This window comes from Pseudomonas fluorescens (genome assembly GCF_001307155.1).
Taxonomy (GTDB): domain Bacteria; phylum Pseudomonadota; class Gammaproteobacteria; order Pseudomonadales; family Pseudomonadaceae; genus Aquipseudomonas; species Aquipseudomonas helvetica.
The window spans coordinates 146,465-163,704 of record NZ_CP012830.1; the positions used below are offsets into that span (position 1 = coordinate 146,465).

The following is a 17,240-nucleotide window of genomic DNA, read 5'->3' on the forward strand; positions in this document are numbered from 1 at the left end:
GGTAATGCTAGCGGAGCAAGGCCAAAATTGCATCCGGTGTGCTCGGCTAATCTGGCTAAGCTGGTATTTGGATCCGTTTTAATCGGCTCCTGCCGGTCTTTTTGCTGGAGAATTTATGCGTTCAGCCTTGGGGGCTTTGCTGTTGATCAGCGTTAGCGCTACTGGTGCGCCTGCCCCCTTGCGCTTTGCGATCACCGACAGCTGGGCAATGCCCATGGTGCAAATCGATCATGGCCGACCGACCCAGGGCATTCTGTACGACGTGATGCTCAGCCTGGCCACACAACTGGGACTGCCGGCCGAGTTTCACGTGCTGGCCCGCGCACGTGTGCAGAGCGCCATGGAGCATGGGGAAATCGACATCCGCTGCTACGCGGCGCAGTCCTGGCTACCAAATCAGTCCGCAGACTATCTCTGGAGCGTTCCGTTGTGGTTTCAACGCGACGTGCTGGTCAGCACGCAAGGCTCTCCTGCCTCGGTCATCCCTGCCAGCCTTCCTGTGCAGCCGATCGGCACCGTACTCGGTTACAGCTACCCGACCCTGCAACCACTCTTCGATAACGGCCAACTCAAGCGCGACGACGCACGCAACCAGGAACTCGTGCTGAAAAAACTGGCGGCCGGCCGTAATCACTACGCCGTCAGCAATCAATGGGCCCTGGACTGGGTCAACCTGCAACTGTTGCCCGACCGGCCATTGCGGGCAGTCGCGGTGTTGCAGGAGCAAAACGTCGGCTGCTACGTGCGTAACGACCCAAGACTGCCGGTCCAGTTGATTCTGCAAACGCTGCTCAAGATGAAAATGTCTGGGGAAGTCGACGACATCATCAGGCTCTACACCGGAACCAACGAACCGACCCTGGCCGACCAGTAAGCCTCAGACCGCCTGGTCCAGTGTCTGCCACCGGGTTGGTGCGACGAAGGCCTCGACCCAGCCCGGCACCTCGCTGGCCGGCATCGGCCGCGCAATGAAATAGCCCTGCGCTACCTCACAGCCCAGGCGCAACAGCAACTCGCCATGCTCGATGCTTTCCAGGCCCTCGGCGATCACCTCTCGCCCAAACGCCCGGGCAAGACCAATGACTGCGGTGGTCAACGCCAGATCATCGCGATCATGCAGTATGTCGCGCACAAATGACTTATCGATCTTGATGGTTTGCGTGTGCAGGCGCTTGAGGTAACTCAGCGACGAATAACCCGTGCCAAAATCCCCCAGTGAAAACCTCACGCCCAACGCCTGACAGGCCTGCAGACAGGTGCTGACGTGCTGAATATTCTCGATCGCCACCGACTCGACAATCTCCAGGTCAAGCAACTGGGGCGCGACCCAGGCGTGCCGTGCAAGCACGGTCTTGAGCCGATCAAAAAAGTCCGCCCGCTGAAAATGCCGGGCAGCGATGTTGACGCTGACCGGCCAGCGTTGACCGTTCTTTTGCCATCGCGACAACTGCGCCAGAACCTGCTCCATCACCCACTCGCCAATATCGACGATCAGGTCCGTCTCCTCGACAAACGGCAGAAACTCCCTGGGCGGCACCAGGCCATCCTGCGGGTGCTCCCAGCGCAGCAACGCTTCGAAACCAACCACCGCACCGCAGCGCATATTGACCTTGGGCTGAAAATGCAGGCGCAGCTCATCGTTGAGCAAAGCCTGACGCACCCGCGCAACCGTCTGGTGAGTGGCCTTGACCTCTTGGTCACGCACCACATCAAACAGGTGGAAACGGTTACGCCCGCTCTGCTTGGCCACGTACATTGCCTGATCGGCATGGCGCAGCAGGGTTTCCGCATCTTCGCTATCGACCGGGAACAACGTGACACCGATGCTGGCAAACACATTGATGTCCTTGCCCAGAATCGAGTACGGCGCAGAGATCGCCTCGAGCACGCGATGCAGCGCCGCGCGCAATTCCGGCATATCGCGTACAAACCGCAAGATCAGCACGAACTCGTCCCCGGCCAGCCGCGCCACCACATCCTCGCCGCGAACGATGGTGCGCAGACGCTTGGCCACCTCGACCAGCAACAAGTCGCCGCTGGCGTGACCATAGCCGTCATTGACCGCCTTGAAGCCGTCGAGGTCGAGCATGCACACCGCCAACGGCACCTTCTCGATGCGGGAATAATCCAGGGCCTGCTCGAGCAAGTCGGAGAGATACGCCCGATTGGGCAGGCCGGTCAGGACATCATGGCCGACCCGCCATTGCAGTGAGTGCAGCAACTGCCGCTTTTCACTGATATCGAAGCAAATCGACAGATACCGATGAACCCGTCCGGTCGACTCATCCAGCACCGGCACCATGGTGCTGTCGACCCAATTCAGGCTACCGTCTTTGGACCGATTGCAGATTTCGCCCTTCCAGACTTTGCCCAGGGCAACCGTGCGCCACATCGTTGTGAAGAAATCGTCAGGATGCAGACCTGAATTGAGGATGCGGTGATTGGCCCCCAACAACTCCTCGCGACTGTAGCCAGACACTGCGCAAAACAAATCGTTGACGTAAGTAATGCGCCCCGCCAGGTCTGTCTCGGAAAAAATGGCGGCTGCATCTACGGCCCTGCGGTACTTCTCATCCATGAGTCCGGCTCACTGTGGCTAGCGGTTGTACCGCTCGACCAGCGCACAACGCCCGGAAGAGATGTTTTGAAGGATGCGGCACTGCGCAGAGGGTCGCAGCGCGTGATGCTGCCAGGGCAACATCCTTGTAAAAGAGCGGGCCGGCAAATTCAGATGCACGTTAAAACTCCATGAACAGCATTTGATGGCCCCCGAACAAACGAAGATCAACTAGGCTCAGAGGCCTCGTACAGGCACGCGAAAAACACCGACTCTGGTAATATTGAAACGGCATTTCGCGTCGTCGGCGGCGTCTCTGCACACCCTGCGAGGTAACGCAATGCTGGCCGTCTCACATTGCCTGGACTTATGAAGCCAGGTCACCAAATGCCTGTACGAAACGGGGATTCTACGAAATACATCACATTTTGCAAAGCAAGGTGATGGATCATGCAGTTGTCTAATGCAAAAATCTATCATTAAGTTCTTGATTCTAAATGGGAATTGAGCGATGCAAATTTCAAGTTTGGGTCCAGCCATAAGGCGCTATCGCAAGGTGGCGGGGCTTACTCAGGCTGAACTCGGTGAAAAAACCGGTTTTGACCCCAAAACCATCAGCCGCTTCGAAACCGGCACCTATACCCCCAGCGTGGAAGCCCTGTTCATGCTTGCCGATGTGCTGGGAGTGAAGCTCAAAGCGTTTTTTGCCGATCTTGGCGACGAAGACGAACAGCGAGCGTATTTGTTCGGTGTCATACACAAAGCCACCCCGAAGGATCTGGGAAAGCTGATCGCGGCGGTAGACCAGGCCTTGTCCAAGCCTTAGAGCCAGAAACAAAAAAGAGCAGGCACGTGTATTGGATTGATACACCTGCCTGCTCTTTTGCTATCGACTACTGACAGAAACTGACAGACCGACCGTTTAGGCTTGAGCCATCAACGCCAACGACATCGGAGTCGCCATGAACGCCCAACATTACCTGCTGCTGTACGTCGACAGCCCCGCCACCAGCGCCAACTTCTATAGCCGCCTGCTCGACAAACCACCGATTGAACTACAACCGACCTTTGCACTGTTCATTCTCGATTCGGGTGTAAAACTTGGGCTGTGGTCCAGGCACACCGTGGAACCTGCAGCCGAAGCGGCGGGTGGTGGCGGCGAACTGGGATTCTCGGTGGCCGACAAAGAGACGGTCGACACGCTGTACACCGCATGGACCGCACAAGGGCTGCGCATCGCCCAAGAGCCGATTGAACTGGATTTCGGCTACACCTTCGTGGCGCTCGATCCAGACGGGCATCGGCTGCGGGTGTTTGCGCTTTCGGAATGACGGCGAGGTTGCTTCAGACGAAACGAGACATCGATCAGGAAAGATCAATGAGATAAAAATTCTGGATTTTTTGAGGATCACAAACCTTGCGAATGAAGGCTTGGCGTTAAGGTGGCGACCCCACCAGCCACACCCCGGCACACAATGTTCCCGCTGTGGCTGCTTCCTTCCGGATCTGACCAGGTTCACGGGTAATCGTTGCGGGGGGACCGATGGGGTCACCATAACGACGCTCACCTGACGGCGAGCCGCGCCATTGTACCTATCTGAGACGAAGTTACAACCGTTCGCGCAGATTAAAAAATATGAACCGGTTCAAGGACATGCGTTGGTCTTGAAAAGGTCGCGGCCTACGGCAGCTCCTACATGCATACATCGCCCCGCAGGAACTGCCGAAGGCTGCGACCTTGCCGACTTCAGGCAGTAATGCCGTGCCCGGCCAAAAACGCCACGAACGCTTCTTCGTCCAGCACCTTCAACCCCAGCTCATTGGCCTTGACCAATTTGGAGCCGGCGCCAGGCCCCGCCACTACACAGTAAGTCTTGGCCGACACCGAGCCCGCCACCTTGGCGCCGAGGCTTTCGAGCTTGTCCTTGGCGACGTCACGGCTCATCAGCTCCAGAGAGCCGGTGAGCACCCAGGTCTGGCCTGCCAGCGGCAAGCCTTCGACGACTTTTTTCTCGCTTTGCCAGTGCATGCCAAAGTCGCGCAACTGCTGTTCGGCATCCAGCGCCAACCGACGGTTCTGCTCGATGGCGAAGAATTCCCGAACGGCGTTGGCCTGCTTCTCCGGCAGCGCCTGGCGCATGTCCAGCCAGTCGGCGCTGATGATCGCTTCCAGCGAACCGAACTTGTCAGCCAACTTCTGCGCCCCGCCCGGTCCGACCGAGGGAATGTTCAGCTTGTCGATCATCCCGCCCAGCGTGGTACTGGCGGCAAACTCGGCGCCCAATTCGCCCTGATCCTGAATCTCCAGGCCATGCTTGAGCAGTTCTTCGATCACCTTCCGGTTGTGCGCGTCTTCGAAGAAGCTGTGAATCTCGTAGGCGACTTCCAGCCCGACATCCGGCAAGTACGTCAGCACTTGTGGCAATGCCTGCTGAATCCGCGCAAGCGATGCCAGCGAGCGCGCCAGGACCTTGGCCGTCTCTTCGCCGACATCCGGAATTCCGAGGGCGTAGATGAAGCGCGCCAACCCCGGTTTCTTACTGTCGGCAATCGCGCTGAGCAAGTTCTTGCTCGACAGCTCGGCGAAACCTTCCAGGTCGACGATCTGTTCGAAGCTCAAGGCGTACAAATCCGCCGGCGAACTGACCAGACCTTCATCCACCAACTGCTCGACGCTCTTCTCGCCCAGCCCCTCGATGTCCATGGCCCGGCGCGAAACGAAATGGATGATCGCCTGTTTGAGCTGGGCCCCACAGGCCAGACGCCCGACACAACGATATACCGCCCCTTCGCTGAGCGTTTCGCGACCCTTGCTGCGCTTGACCAACTGCGTGCGCTCGACATGCGAACCACAGACCGGGCAGCACTTGGGAATCTGCACGGGACGGGCATTTTCCGGGCGACGCTCGGTAACCACTTGCACCACTTGCGGGATCACGTCACCGGCGCGGCGAATGATCACCGTATCGCCGATCATCAAGCCCAGACGCGCGACTTCGTCCATGTTGTGCAATGTCGCGTTGGACACGGTCACACCCGCCACTTTCACTGGCTTCAAGCGTGCAACCGGAGTGACCGCACCGGTTCGGCCGACCTGGAACTCCACGTCGAGCAACTCGGTGAGCTCTTCCATCGCCGGAAACTTGTGGGCAATTGCCCAGCGCGGCTCGCGAGCACGAAAGCCCAGCTCACGCTGCGAGGCGAGGCTGTTGACCTTGAACACCACGCCATCGATTTCATAAGGCAGCGCATTACGGCGCTCGCCGATATCGCGGTAGTAATCCAGGCATTCACCAATACCCTTGGCCAGTTTCAACTCGTGACTGACCGGCAAGCCCCATAGCTTGAGTTGTTGCAGATTGCCGATGTGCGTGTCGGCAATCTCGGCCGAGACCTGGCCGAGACCGTAGCAGCAAAACTCCAGTGGGCGACTGGCGGTAATCTTCGAATCCAGCTGACGCAAGCTGCCTGCCGCGGCGTTGCGCGGGTTGGCGAAGGTTTTGCCGCCGGCTTCCAGTTGCGCGGCGTTCAGGCGATCGAAACCAGCCTTGGACATATACACTTCGCCGCGCACTTCCAGGGTCGACGGCCAGCCGCTGCCCTGCAGCTTGAGCGGAATGTTGCGCACCGTGCGCACGTTGACGCTGATGTCTTCACCGGTGGTGCCGTCGCCGCGAGTAGCACCACGCACCAGCATGCCGTCCTGATACAGCAAGCTGACTGCCAGGCCATCGAGCTTCGGTTCGCAGCTGTACTCCACCTCGGCGCCAGCGCCAAACAAATCGCCGGCCGGCAAATCCAGACCTTCGGTGACCCGGCGATCGAACTCGCGCATGTCGTTTTCTTCGAAGGCGTTACCGAGGCTGAGCATCGGCACTTCGTGCCGCACTTGAGTGAATGCTGCAAGCGCCGCACCGCCAACCCGCTGGGTCGGCGAGTCGACAGTGACCAGCTCGGGATTTGCCGTTTCCAACGCCTTGAGTTCATGGAACAGCCGATCGTATTCGGCGTCCGGAATGCTCGGCTCGTCGAGAACGTAGTAACGGTAATTGTGCTGATCCAGCTCAGCGCGCAGCTCTTGAATGCGTTTTTCAACGGCGGTCATGGGTGCTCTCTCATAAAGCAAAAGAGCAGCCGAGGCTGCTCAATCTTCAAAATACGATAGCGTAAAGACGCAGATTCTGTGGCGAGGGAGCTTGCTCCCACTCGGCGGCGAAGCCGTCGTAAACCAGAATGGGGCCGCTTCGCAGCCCAGCGGGAGCAAGCTCCCTCGCCACAAGAAGCTCTCTAGTCATAGAGAGCTTGACCATTCGATATCAGCGCTTCTGGGTCAGGGCGCGACGCTCGAACTCGACGATACGTTGACGGTAGTGCTCGATGGTCTGAGCGGTCAGTACGCTGCGCTGATCGTCCTTCAGTTCGCCATTGAGCTCCTGAGACAGTTTGCGGGCAGCGGCGACCATCACGTCGAAGGCCTGTTTCGGGTGGCGAGGGCCTGGCAAGCCGAGGAAGAAGCTGACAGCCGGGGTGCTGAACAGATCGATATCGTCCAGATCGAACACGCCAGGCTTGACCGCGTTGGCCATGGAGAACAGCACTTCGCCGTTGCCGGCCATGCTTTCGTGACGATGGAAGATATCCATCTCGCCAAAGCGCAGACCGCTTTCCAGGATGTTCTGCAACAGGGCCGGGCCTTTAAATCCGCCCGGGTCACGGCAGATCACGCTGATGACCAGGACTTCTTCTGCCTGCGGCTGTTCTTTATTGACTGCTGCGCTCGACGATTTGGTTTCGTCCGGGAAATCATCACGGCTGCTGAAGCTCGGGCCGCCATCCAGGTCCAGATTCAAATTCAGGTCGCCCTGGGATGGCTCGCCACCCCGCTTGCCGCGCTTGGAGCCCGATTCACGCGGCTCACGGGCAGGCATGCTCACCGACGGCAAGTCATGCTCGTCGAGTTGCGGTTCTTTATGGGTATCCAGCACGCGTGGCGGGCCCAGCAGTTCGGCACCACTGTCCTCGTCCGGCAGGTTGGACAGGCTTCGGTCCAGGCGAAACTTCAGCTTGCCCTTGCCGCCGCGCATGCGCCGCCAGCCATCAAAAAGAATACCGGCAATGACAATAATGCCGATGACGATCAGCCACTCGCGCAGACCGATTTCCATGTAATCCCGTGCCTCTATAAAAAATGCTGAAAAATAAGGGGTTTACAAGCTGTAAACCGCTTTAAAACGTGGCGCCAACTCTATGTTCTGAATGGCGTTTTGCCCACGCATACGAAAAATTGACATTAAACTAGCACGACCAAAGATAACTTTACACCGTCAGTCACAATGGCTTCAGCCATTATGTCGATTAGCCAGCATTCTCTGTGGGTAAAAATCCCTGATTCCCGCAAATATCTGGCCTACGCGCCATGACTCAGGCGTCCACCATCGCCATCGCCTCCTCGACATCCACGGCTACCAGACGCGAACAACCAGGCTCGTGCATCGTGACCCCCATCAATTGGTCGGCCATTTCCATGGCGATCTTGTTGTGGGTGATATAGATGAACTGCACCGTTTGTGACATCTCTTTCACCAATCGGGCATAGCGTCCAACGTTAGCGTCATCCAGCGGTGCGTCAACTTCGTCGAGCATGCAAAACGGCGCCGGGTTCAGCTTGAAGATCGCAAAAACCAGTGCCAATGCCGTCAGGGCTTTTTCACCGCCTGACAGTAAATGGATGGTGCTGTTCTTCTTCCCGGGCGGACGCGCCATGATCGTCACCCCTGTATCGAGTAGATCTTCGCCCGTCAGTTCCAAATAAGCGTTGCCTCCACCGAAAACTTTTGGAAAAAGAGCCTGCAATCCACCGTTAATCTGATCAAAGGTATCTTTGAAGCGATTGCGGGTTTCCTTGTCGATCTTGCGAATGACGTTTTCCAGGGTGTCGAGCGCTTCCACCAGGTCAGCGTCCTGAGCATCCAGATAACGCTTGCGCTCGGACTGCTGCTGGTACTCGTCGATAGCCGCGAGGTTGATCGCGCCCAGTCGCTGAATTCGCGCAGCAATGCGCTCGAGCTCTTCTTCAGCGTCTTTTTCGTTCGCTTCAGCCACCAGGGTGGCGAGCACCCCCTGCAGGTCATAGCCGTCTTCGAGCAATTGATCCTGCAAGGTCTTGCGGCGCACGGTCAGGGCCTGCCATTCCATGCGCTGCTGTTCAAGTTGACCACGGATCAGCTGCGATTGCTGCTCGGCCTGGCTGCGGCGTTTCTCGGCATCACGCAATTCGCGGTCGGCATCTTCCAGGGCGATCTGTGCGGTTCTGAGTTCTTCGTCGACGCTCATGCGCTTGTCGAGCAACTCTTCAAGCTTGAGCCGCAACTCTTCCAGCGGCGCTTCGCCCTCCTCCAGATTAAGGCTGAGCTGCTCGCGCTTTTCAGTCAGGCGCTCGGACTGCAATTCCAGCCGTTCCAGCGCCTGACGGGTTGAATCGTGTTGCGCCTTGAGCGAGCCCAGACGCACCGCCAATTGGTGCGCATGGTCTTTATGCTGACGGGCCTCCTGCCGCACCCGATCCAGGCGTTCGCGCAAGCTGTCGCGCTGAGCCAGCAGCAATTCGCGCTGTTCGGTGTCGATCGCCATGCTGTCGAGGGCTTCCTGCAATTGCAGGCGCGACTCGCCAATCTGTTCATGCTCCAGCGCACGCTGCTCCGCCAATTCACCGAGCTCTTCGTCGAGCCGCGTACGGCGTAATGTCAGCTGCTCGGCCTTGGCTTTACCGGCCGACAGTTGAGCTTTCAATTCGCCTTGCTGGCGCGCTTCGTCCTGCAGCAAACGGCGCAGGTGTTCGCGGCCATTCTCTTGCTGACGCTGCTGGGCGCGCAGGTTTTGCAAAGTGGTTTCCAGCGTCTCGACGGTGGCTTCACGTTCTTCGCGCTCAAGCCCCAGACGCTGGATTTCCTGCCCGCGCGCCAACATGCCGCTCTCGGCCTCACTGGCGCGGCGCACCCGCAAAAAGTGCCGCCCAACCCAGTAGCCATCACGGCTGATCAGGCTTTCGCCGACCGACAATTGACCACGCAGCGACAGCGCCTGTTCAAGACTGTCCACCGGTTTGACCTGCCCCAGCCACGGCGACAGATCGATCTGCGCCTCAACCTTGTCGAGCAGGCTGCCGGGGATCCGTACTCCATCGCTGGCCGGGCTGAGCAAGCGCAGATCGCCCTGGGCAAAACCGGACAGATCGAAGCCCGCGAAGTCATCGACCAGCACGGCTTGCAGGTCGGCACCGAGCACGGTTTCCACCGCCAGCTCCCAACCCGCTTCAACCTTCAAGCCTTCAGCCAGACGCGGACGTTCGGCCAGATGCTGTTCACGCAACCACTCGGCGGCGCCGGTACCCGGATCGAGCGCCGCTTGCTGCAACGCCTCCAGCGAGGCCAGGCGCCCGTTGAGCCGTTGCAAGTCGCCCTGCGCCTGCTGCTGATTTTGCAGGGCCAGTTGCAGTTCCTGACGCAACTGCTCAAGCCGCTCGACCTGCGCCTCTTCACTGGCTTGCAAATCTTCGAGGGTCGCTTCACTGGCGGCGAGTTGTTCACTCAGATCGAGAATCGCCGCGTCTTCCGGGGCTGCCGACAACAGGTCGCGCTCTTCGGCCAAGCGACGTTGGCGCTCGGCCAGGCGTTCCATGCTGGTTTCCAGCTGCTGGATGCGCGACTGCTGGACTTCGGCCTGACGCCGTGGCTCGGCCGAGCGCAGGTTGAAACTGTCCCACTGCTCCTGCCAGCCGTGCATGGTGGTTTCGGATTCTTCCAGCGCGGCGGCGGCCTCTTCAGCGGCGGCGCTGGTGACTTCCTGCTCAGGCGTGAGCATATCCAGCTCTTCGCCGAGAGTCGCCAACAAGGTGCGGTCATGACCCAGGTGCGACTCGGTTTCCAGGCGCGAACGCTCGGCTTCCTTGAGGTCATCCTGCAACTGACGCAAACGCTGCTGGCCGTGCTGGATGCTTTGCTCGACCCGGGCGATGTCGCCGCCGACCGAATAGAAACGTCCCTGCACCAGATTGAAGCGCTCAGACAGGTCGTGATGACCGTCGCGCAGCCGCTCGATGCTCGCATCGGCATTGCGCTGTTCAGCGACCAGGGCTTCGAAACTGATTTCCTGGTTGCCAATGATTGCTTCGCGCTGACCAACCTGTTCGTTCAATTCCTGCCAGCGTAGCGCCGACAGTTGTGCCTTGAGCTGACGCTCTTCGGCTTTGTATTCCTGATACTTCTCGGCCGCCTGGGCCTGACGATGCAAGCGTTCGAGCTGACGTTCCAGCTCATCACGCAGGTCGGTCAGGCGCGCGAGGTTTTCGTGGGTGCGACGGATGCGGTTTTCGGTCTCGCGCCGGCGCTCCTTGTACTTGGAGATCCCCGCCGCCTCTTCGATGAAGTTGCGCAGGTCTTCGGGCTTGGACTCGATCAGCTTGGAGATCATCCCCTGTTCGATGATCGAGTAGCTGCGCGGGCCCAGGCCGGTACCGAGAAAAATGTCGGTGATATCGCGGCGACGGCATTTGGTGCCGTTGAGGTAATACGTGGTCTGGCTGTCGCGGGTGACTTTGCGACGAATGGAAATCTCCGCGTAAGCCGCGTATTCACCGATCAACGTGCCGTCGGAGTTGTCGAACACCAGTTCGATGCTTGCCTGGCTCACCGGTTTGCGACTGGTAGAGCCGTTGAAGATGACGTCGGTCATCGACTCGCCGCGCAAGTTCTTGGCCGAGCTCTCGCCCATCACCCAGCGTACGGCGTCGATGATGTTCGACTTGCCGCAACCGTTGGGCCCGACCACCGCCGCCATGTTACTGGGGAAGTTCACCGTGGTCGGGTCGACGAAGGATTTGAACCCCGCCAGTTTGATGCACTTGAGCCGCACGCTCAGGCAACCGGCAAGGCAGACAGCACCAGATCGCAACTGCGCCGGGCATAAGCCGAGAGCACGACGCGAATCTCTGGCAGATCACGCGCCAGCACGGCCGCGAGCAAGCGTTCGAACAGTTCGAGGAACTCGCTCATCTCGGCCTTGCGCTGTTCCAGGGCGAGAAAATACGCACGGCTCATGGCCGGTTGCAAGTTCTCGACGGTTTCCTGCAAGTACGGGTTATTGGCGAATGGGTACGCCGCGCGCATCACGCTGAAGCTGTCTTCGACAAAGGCGCGGATGTCCTGACGCTCGTAACTGGCGCTCAGGCGCTGCTGGATGTGCAGGAACGGCGCCATGTCGGCCTGAACCTGCCAGCCACTGGCCACCGAATTACCGAGCAGGATGTACAGCTCGCTCATCAGCGTGCACAGGCTCTGCACCTTGTGTGCGGTGAGTTCGGTCACATGAGCACCACGACGCGGCAAGATGGCGATCAGGTGCCGGCGCTCGAGAATCAGCAAGGCTTCGCGAACCGAGCCGCGGCTGACATTGAGGGCCAACGTGACCTTCTGTTCCTGGATGCGCTCTCCGGGCTTGAGGTCGCCGCGAATGATGCGTTCGGCGAGGTGGTGAGCAATTTGCTCGGCGAGGCTGTCCGGCGCCTTGAACGTCATGGTTTTCCTTCAAACTCTTCGATCTGTACAAGCGGCGCAGTGTAGCGCACTTGCGGGGTGATGGCGCAGGGCCAAGCCAGCGGAATTTGGCACGATTCAAGCAAAAAGCGAGGTATCCCGAGAGGGTCAATAATGAAATAAGCCACTGTTGATCGGCAAAAGCGTATTTCCTGACCCTTAAGTCAGAAAATCATTGACCGAAAAGTCAGACCTGATAAATTCAGGTTCGTCGGTTAACAACAATAATGAGTCTGCGAGGCCTTCCGTGATCCAGTTTTTACTTAACCAGGAACTCCGTAGCGAGCACGCCCTGGACCCAAACCTGACCGTGCTCAACTATCTGCGCGAACATTTGGGCAAACCCGGCACCAAAGAAGGTTGCGCCAGCGGTGACTGTGGCGCGTGTACGGTGGTGGTCGGTGAATTGCAGACCGATGACAACGGCCGCGAACACATTCGCTATCGCAGCCTCAACTCGTGCCTGACGTTTGTTTCGTCGCTGCACGGCAAACAGCTGATCAGCGTCGAAGACCTCAAACACCAAGGCAAGCTGCACAGCGTGCAAAAAGCCATGGTCGAGTGCCATGGCTCACAGTGCGGCTTCTGCACACCGGGCTTTGTCATGTCATTGTTCGCGCTGCAGAAAAACAGCGATCACGCCGATTCCCACAAAGCTCACGAAGCCCTCGCCGGCAACCTCTGCCGCTGCACCGGCTACCGGCCGATCCTCGCCGCCGCCGAACAAGTGTGCAGCGCCAAACAGCCCGACCAGTTCGATGCTCGCGAAGCCGAAACCATCGCTCGCCTGAAAGCCATTGCTCCGACCGACACCGGTGAACTGAACAGCGGCGATAAACGCTGCCTGGTGCCACTGACCGTCGCCGATCTGGCCGACCTCTATGACGCTTATCCGCAAGCCAAACTGTTGGCCGGCGGTACCGACCTGGCGCTGGAAGTGACCCAGTTCCACCGCACGCTGCCGGTGATGATCTACGTCGGCAATGTCGCAGAAATGAAGCGCATCGAGCGCTTTGACGATCGCCTGGAAATCGGCGCCGCCACCGCCCTCTCCGACTGCTACGACGCCCTCGAGGCCGAGTACCCGGACTTCGGCGAATTGCTGCAACGTTTCGCCTCCTTGCAAATCCGCAATCAGGGCACCCTCGGCGGCAACATCGGCAACGCCTCGCCGATTGGTGACTCACCTCCGCTGCTGATCGCCCTGGGCGCACAGATTGTTTTGTGCAAAGGCGAAACCCGCCGCACGCTGGCGCTGGAAGACTATTTCATCGATTACCGGGTCACTGCGCGCCAGGAAAGCGAGTTCATCGAAAAGATCATCGTGCCGCGTGCCAGCGCGGAACAACTGTTCCGCGCCTACAAGGTCTCCAAGCGTCTGGACGATGACATTTCCGCGGTCTGCGCGGCGTTCAACCTGCGCATCGAAAACGGCGTGGTTGCCGATGCTCGCGTCGCATTCGGCGGCATGGCCGCGACACCGAAACGCGCGAAAAGCTGCGAAGCCGCGCTGCTCGGCGCGCCATGGAACAACACAACGGTGGAACGTGCCTGCGCCGCCCTTGCGCAAGACTTCACACCGCTCACGGACTTCCGTGCGAGCAAGGAATACCGCCTGCTCAGCGCGCAGAACCTGCTGCGTAAATACTTCATCGAACTGCAAACACCGCACATCGAGACTCGGGTGACCGCTTATGTCTAACCATCACAAAGTCGAGAAAACCCAAGCCGAACTGGCCGAACTGTTTGCCAAGGACCTGACCACCGGTGTCGGCCGCAGCGTCAAGCACGACAGCGCCGACAAACACGTGTCCGGTGAAGCGCAGTACATCGACGACCGGCTGGAATTTCCGAATCAGTTGCACGTTTACGCGCGACTCTCGGATCGTGCCCACGCGAAAATCATCAGCATCGACACTAAGCCCTGCTACGCCTTTGAAGGCGTGCGCATCACCATTACCCACGAGGACGTGCCGGGCCTGAAAGACATCGGTCCATTGTTGCCGGGCGACCCATTGCTGGCCATCGACGACGTACAATTCGTCGGTCAGCCGGTGCTCGCGGTGGCCGCGAAAGACCTGGAAACCGCACGCAAGGCGGCCATGGCCGCGATCATCGAATACGAAGATCTGGAGCCGGTACTCGACGTGGTCGAAGCCTTGCGCAAACGCCACTTCGTATTGGATAGCCACACTCACAAACGCGGCGACTCAGCCACTGCGCTGGCGACTGCCGAGCACCGCATCCAAGGCACACTGCACATCGGCGGCCAGGAACACTTCTATCTGGAAACCCAGATCTCTTCGGTGATGCCGACCGAAGACGGCGGCATGATCGTCTACTGCTCGACCCAGAACCCCACCGAAGTGCAGAAACTGGTGGCGGAAGTGCTCGACGTCTCGATGAACAAAATCGTCGTCGACATGCGCCGCATGGGCGGCGGCTTTGGCGGCAAGGAAACCCAGGCCGCCAGCCCCGCCTGTCTCTGCGCGGTAATTGCGCACCTGACCGGGCAGCCGACCAAAATGCGTCTGCCACGAGTCGAAGACATGCTGATGACCGGCAAACGTCACCCGTTCTACATTGAATACGATGTCGGCTTCGACGACAGCGGACGCCTGCACGGCATCCAGCTGGAACTGGCCGGTAACTGCGGGTGTTCACCGGACCTGTCGGCGTCGATCGTCGACCGGGCGATGTTCCACTCGGACAACTCGTACTACCTGGGCGACGCAACCATCAACGGTCACCGCTGCAAGACCAACACCGCGTCGAACACCGCCTATCGCGGCTTTGGCGGCCCGCAAGGAATGGTCGCCATCGAAGAAGTGATGGACGCTATCGCCCGTCATCTGGGCCTCGATCCGCTGGACGTGCGCAAGGCCAACTACTACGGCAAGACCGAGCGTAACGTCACCCATTACTACCAGACCGTCGAGCACAACATGCTCGAGGAAATCACCGCCGAGCTGGAAGAAAGCAGCCAGTACGCCGAACGCCGCGAAGCGATCCGCCGCTACAACGCTAACAGCCCGATCCTGAAAAAAGGCCTGGCGTTGACCCCGGTGAAATTCGGTATTTCCTTCACCGCCAGCTTCCTCAACCAGGCCGGTGCATTGATTCACGTCTACACCGACGGCAGCATCCACCTGAACCACGGCGGCACCGAAATGGGCCAGGGCTTGAACGTCAAAGTCGCGCAAGTCGTGGCCGAGGTGTTCCAGGTTGAAATCGACCGTGTGCAGATCACCGCGACCAACACCGACAAGGTGCCGAACACCTCGCCGACCGCCGCGTCCAGCGGTGCCGACCTGAACGGCAAGGCTGCGCAAAACGCCGCTGAAATCATCAAGCAACGCCTGGTGGAATTTGCCGCGCGCAAGTATGCGGTCAGCGAAGAAGACGTAGAGTTTCACAACGGCCATGTGCGGGTTCGCGATCAGATCCTGACCTTCGAAGAACTGATCCAGCAGGCGTATTTCGCCCAGGTGTCGCTGTCCAGCACCGGTTTCTACAAGACCCCGAAAATCTACTATGACCGTAGCCAGGCTCGCGGCCGGCCGTTCTACTACTACGCGTTTGGCGCAGCCTGCGCCGAGGTGATCGTCGACACCCTGACCGGCGAATACAAAATGCTCCGCACCGACATCCTGCATGACGTCGGCGCCTCGTTGAACCCGGCTATCGACATGGGCCAGGTCGAGGGTGGTTTCATCCAGGGCATGGGCTGGCTGACCATGGAAGAGCTGGTCTGGAATGCCAAAGGCAAACTGATGACCAACGGCCCGGCCAGCTACAAGATCCCGGCGGTCGCCGACATGCCGCTGGATTTGCGGGTCAAGCTGGTGGAAAACCGCAAGAACCCGGAAGACACGGTGTTCCATTCCAAAGCCGTGGGCGAACCGCCGTTCATGCTGGGGATTTCCGTCTGGTGCGCAATCAAGGATGCAGTGGCGAGCCTGGGCGATTACCGACATCAACCGAAAATCGACGCACCGGCCACACCGGAGCGGGTGTTGTGGGGCTGTGAGCAGATGCGCCAGTTGAAGGCGGTGAAAGCCGCGAAAGCCGAGACCGAGCTGGCTTCGCTCTAAAACCGAGGCGCGGCCTTCGCGGGCAAGCCTTGCTCCTACAAGTTTTGCGTCGATCGCATCATCGTGAACCGCCGCCATTCCGTAGGAGCAAAGCTTGCTCGCGATGAGGCCCGAACAGACAACAGAAATGTTGAGGTGAACATGTACAACTGGATCGACGCCCTCGCCGACCTGCAAAACCAGGGTGAACCCTGTGTGTTGGTGACCATCATTGAGGAGCTCGGCTCGACGCCGCGCAATGCCGGTTCGAAAATGGTCGTCAGCGCCACGCAGGCGTTCGACACCATCGGTGGCGGGCACCTGGAATACAAGGCGATGCAGGTCGCCCGGGAAATGCTTGCCAGCGGCAAACAGGACACCCATCTGGAGCGTTTCACCCTCGGCGCCAGCCTCGGTCAATGCTGCGGCGGCGTCACGGTGTTGCTGTTCGAGCCCATGGGCCAGGTACAGGCACAGATCGCCGTATTTGGTGCCGGCCACGTCGGTCGGGCGCTGGTGCCGTTGCTGGCCAGCCTGCCCTGCCGCGTGCGCTGGATCGATTCGCGGGAAGCCGAGTTCCCCGAACAGGTCCCCCACGGCGTGCGTAAAATCGTCGCCGAAGAACCGGTGGACGAAATTGACGACCTGCCCGTTGGCAGTTACTGCATCGTCATGACCCACAATCACCAGCTCGACCTGGAGCTCACCGCGGCAATCCTCAAGCGCAACGACTTTGCCTACTTCGGCCTGATCGGCTCGAAGACCAAACGGGTGAAATTCGAACACCGCCTGCGCGAGCGCGGTTTCGACAACGCCGTGCTGCAACGCATGCGCTGCCCGATGGGCCTCGGCGAGGTCAAAGGCAAGTTGCCGGTGGAAATCGCCATCTCCATCGCCGGCGAGATCATCGCCACCTATAACGCGAATTTCGGCCAGCACGGCGCGAAAGCCGAACCTATTGCCAAACTGCTGCCCGCCTCGCGCCGCAGCCACGCCTCGAACTAAAAAAGCCACGAACCG

The 17,240-nt window shown here is 59.4% G+C and carries 11 protein-coding genes and 1 other RNA gene; 6 read left to right on the forward strand and 6 right to left on the reverse strand.

From position 1 onward, the window contains the following. Nucleotides 1-115: 115 nt before the first annotated feature. Nucleotides 116-874: a substrate-binding periplasmic protein gene (locus AO353_RS00690; RefSeq protein WP_054593223.1), complete on the forward strand. Its 759-nt coding sequence runs from the start codon at nt 116-118 to the stop codon at nt 872-874. A 3-nt stretch (nt 875-877) separates the two neighbouring features. Here AO353_RS00690 and AO353_RS00695 read toward each other — a convergent pair whose 3' ends face one another. Further along, the gene (locus AO353_RS00695) at nt 878-2,578 is read right to left on the reverse strand and encodes a putative bifunctional diguanylate cyclase/phosphodiesterase (protein WP_054593224.1); all 1,701 of its coding nucleotides are present in this window, start codon (nt 2,576-2,578) and stop codon (nt 878-880) included. A 490-nt stretch (nt 2,579-3,068) separates the two neighbouring features. Between AO353_RS00695 and AO353_RS00700 the strand changes: the two genes are divergently transcribed. Next, complete coding sequence (locus AO353_RS00700; protein WP_054593225.1) at nt 3,069-3,383, forward strand: helix-turn-helix domain-containing protein; 315 nt, start codon at nt 3,069-3,071, stop codon at nt 3,381-3,383. A gap of 136 nt (nt 3,384-3,519) precedes the next feature. Then, the gene (locus AO353_RS00705; protein WP_054593226.1) at nt 3,520-3,888 is read left to right on the forward strand and encodes a VOC family protein; all 369 of its coding nucleotides are present in this window, start codon (nt 3,520-3,522) and stop codon (nt 3,886-3,888) included. Between the two features lie 118 nt (nt 3,889-4,006). Here AO353_RS00705 and ffs read toward each other — a convergent pair. From ffs to AO353_RS00725, 5 genes are all read right to left on the reverse strand, one after another. Then, nucleotides 4,007-4,103: signal recognition particle sRNA small type (gene ffs, locus AO353_RS29450), an RNA gene on the reverse strand. Nucleotides 4,104-4,304: 201 nt separating this feature from the next. Continuing rightward, on the reverse strand, nt 4,305-6,662 hold the full coding sequence (ligA, locus tag AO353_RS00710) for an NAD-dependent DNA ligase LigA (RefSeq protein ID WP_054593227.1): 2,358 nt from the start codon (nt 6,660-6,662) through the stop codon (nt 4,305-4,307). 211 nt (nt 6,663-6,873) lie between these two features. After that, entirely contained in the window at nt 6,874-7,722 is an 849-nt protein-coding gene (zipA, locus tag AO353_RS00715) for a cell division protein ZipA (RefSeq protein ID WP_054593228.1), read from the reverse strand. A gap of 256 nt (nt 7,723-7,978) precedes the next feature. Then, on the reverse strand, nt 7,979-11,467 hold the full coding sequence (smc, locus tag AO353_RS00720) for a chromosome segregation protein SMC (protein WP_054593229.1): 3,489 nt from the start codon (nt 11,465-11,467) through the stop codon (nt 7,979-7,981). Nucleotides 11,468-11,469: 2 nt separating this feature from the next. Next, nucleotides 11,470-12,129 carry a GntR family transcriptional regulator gene (locus AO353_RS00725; protein WP_054593230.1) on the reverse strand — a complete coding sequence of 220 codons (660 nt, stop codon included), beginning with the start codon at nt 12,127-12,129 and terminating at the stop codon, nt 11,470-11,472. A gap of 265 nt (nt 12,130-12,394) precedes the next feature. Between AO353_RS00725 and xdhA the strand changes: the two genes are divergently transcribed. From xdhA to xdhC, 3 genes are all read left to right on the forward strand, one after another. Continuing rightward, nucleotides 12,395-13,849, forward strand: a complete 1,455-nt coding sequence (gene xdhA, locus AO353_RS00730) for a xanthine dehydrogenase small subunit (protein WP_054593231.1) — start codon at nt 12,395-12,397, stop codon at nt 13,847-13,849. After that, nucleotides 13,842-16,241, forward strand: coding sequence for a xanthine dehydrogenase molybdopterin binding subunit (gene xdhB, locus AO353_RS00735; RefSeq protein WP_054593232.1), 2,400 nt, complete (start codon nt 13,842-13,844; stop codon nt 16,239-16,241). Before xdhA ends, xdhB begins: the two co-directional genes overlap by 8 nt. A gap of 141 nt (nt 16,242-16,382) precedes the next feature. Next, the gene (xdhC, locus tag AO353_RS00740) at nt 16,383-17,225 is read left to right on the forward strand and encodes a xanthine dehydrogenase accessory protein XdhC (protein ID WP_054593233.1); all 843 of its coding nucleotides are present in this window, start codon (nt 16,383-16,385) and stop codon (nt 17,223-17,225) included. The last annotated feature ends 15 nt before the right edge of the window (nt 17,226-17,240 follow it).

Coding starts and splice junctions, on each gene's coding strand:
- AO353_RS00690 (WP_054593223.1), top strand. CDS start 116: ATGCGTTCAGCCTTGGGGGCTTTGCTGTTGATCAGCGTTAGCGCTACT.
- AO353_RS00695 (WP_054593224.1), bottom strand. CDS start 2,578: ATGGATGAGAAGTACCGCAGGGCCGTAGATGCAGCCGCCATTTTTTCC.
- AO353_RS00700 (WP_054593225.1), top strand. CDS start 3,069: ATGCAAATTTCAAGTTTGGGTCCAGCCATAAGGCGCTATCGCAAGGTG.
- AO353_RS00705 (WP_054593226.1), top strand. CDS start 3,520: ATGAACGCCCAACATTACCTGCTGCTGTACGTCGACAGCCCCGCCACC.
- ligA (WP_054593227.1), bottom strand. CDS start 6,662: ATGACCGCCGTTGAAAAACGCATTCAAGAGCTGCGCGCTGAGCTGGAT.
- zipA (WP_054593228.1), bottom strand. CDS start 7,722: ATGGAAATCGGTCTGCGCGAGTGGCTGATCGTCATCGGCATTATTGTC.
- AO353_RS00725 (WP_054593230.1), bottom strand. CDS start 12,129: ATGACGTTCAAGGCGCCGGACAGCCTCGCCGAGCAAATTGCTCACCAC.
- xdhB (WP_054593232.1), top strand. CDS start 13,842: ATGTCTAACCATCACAAAGTCGAGAAAACCCAAGCCGAACTGGCCGAA.
- xdhC (WP_054593233.1), top strand. CDS start 16,383: ATGTACAACTGGATCGACGCCCTCGCCGACCTGCAAAACCAGGGTGAA.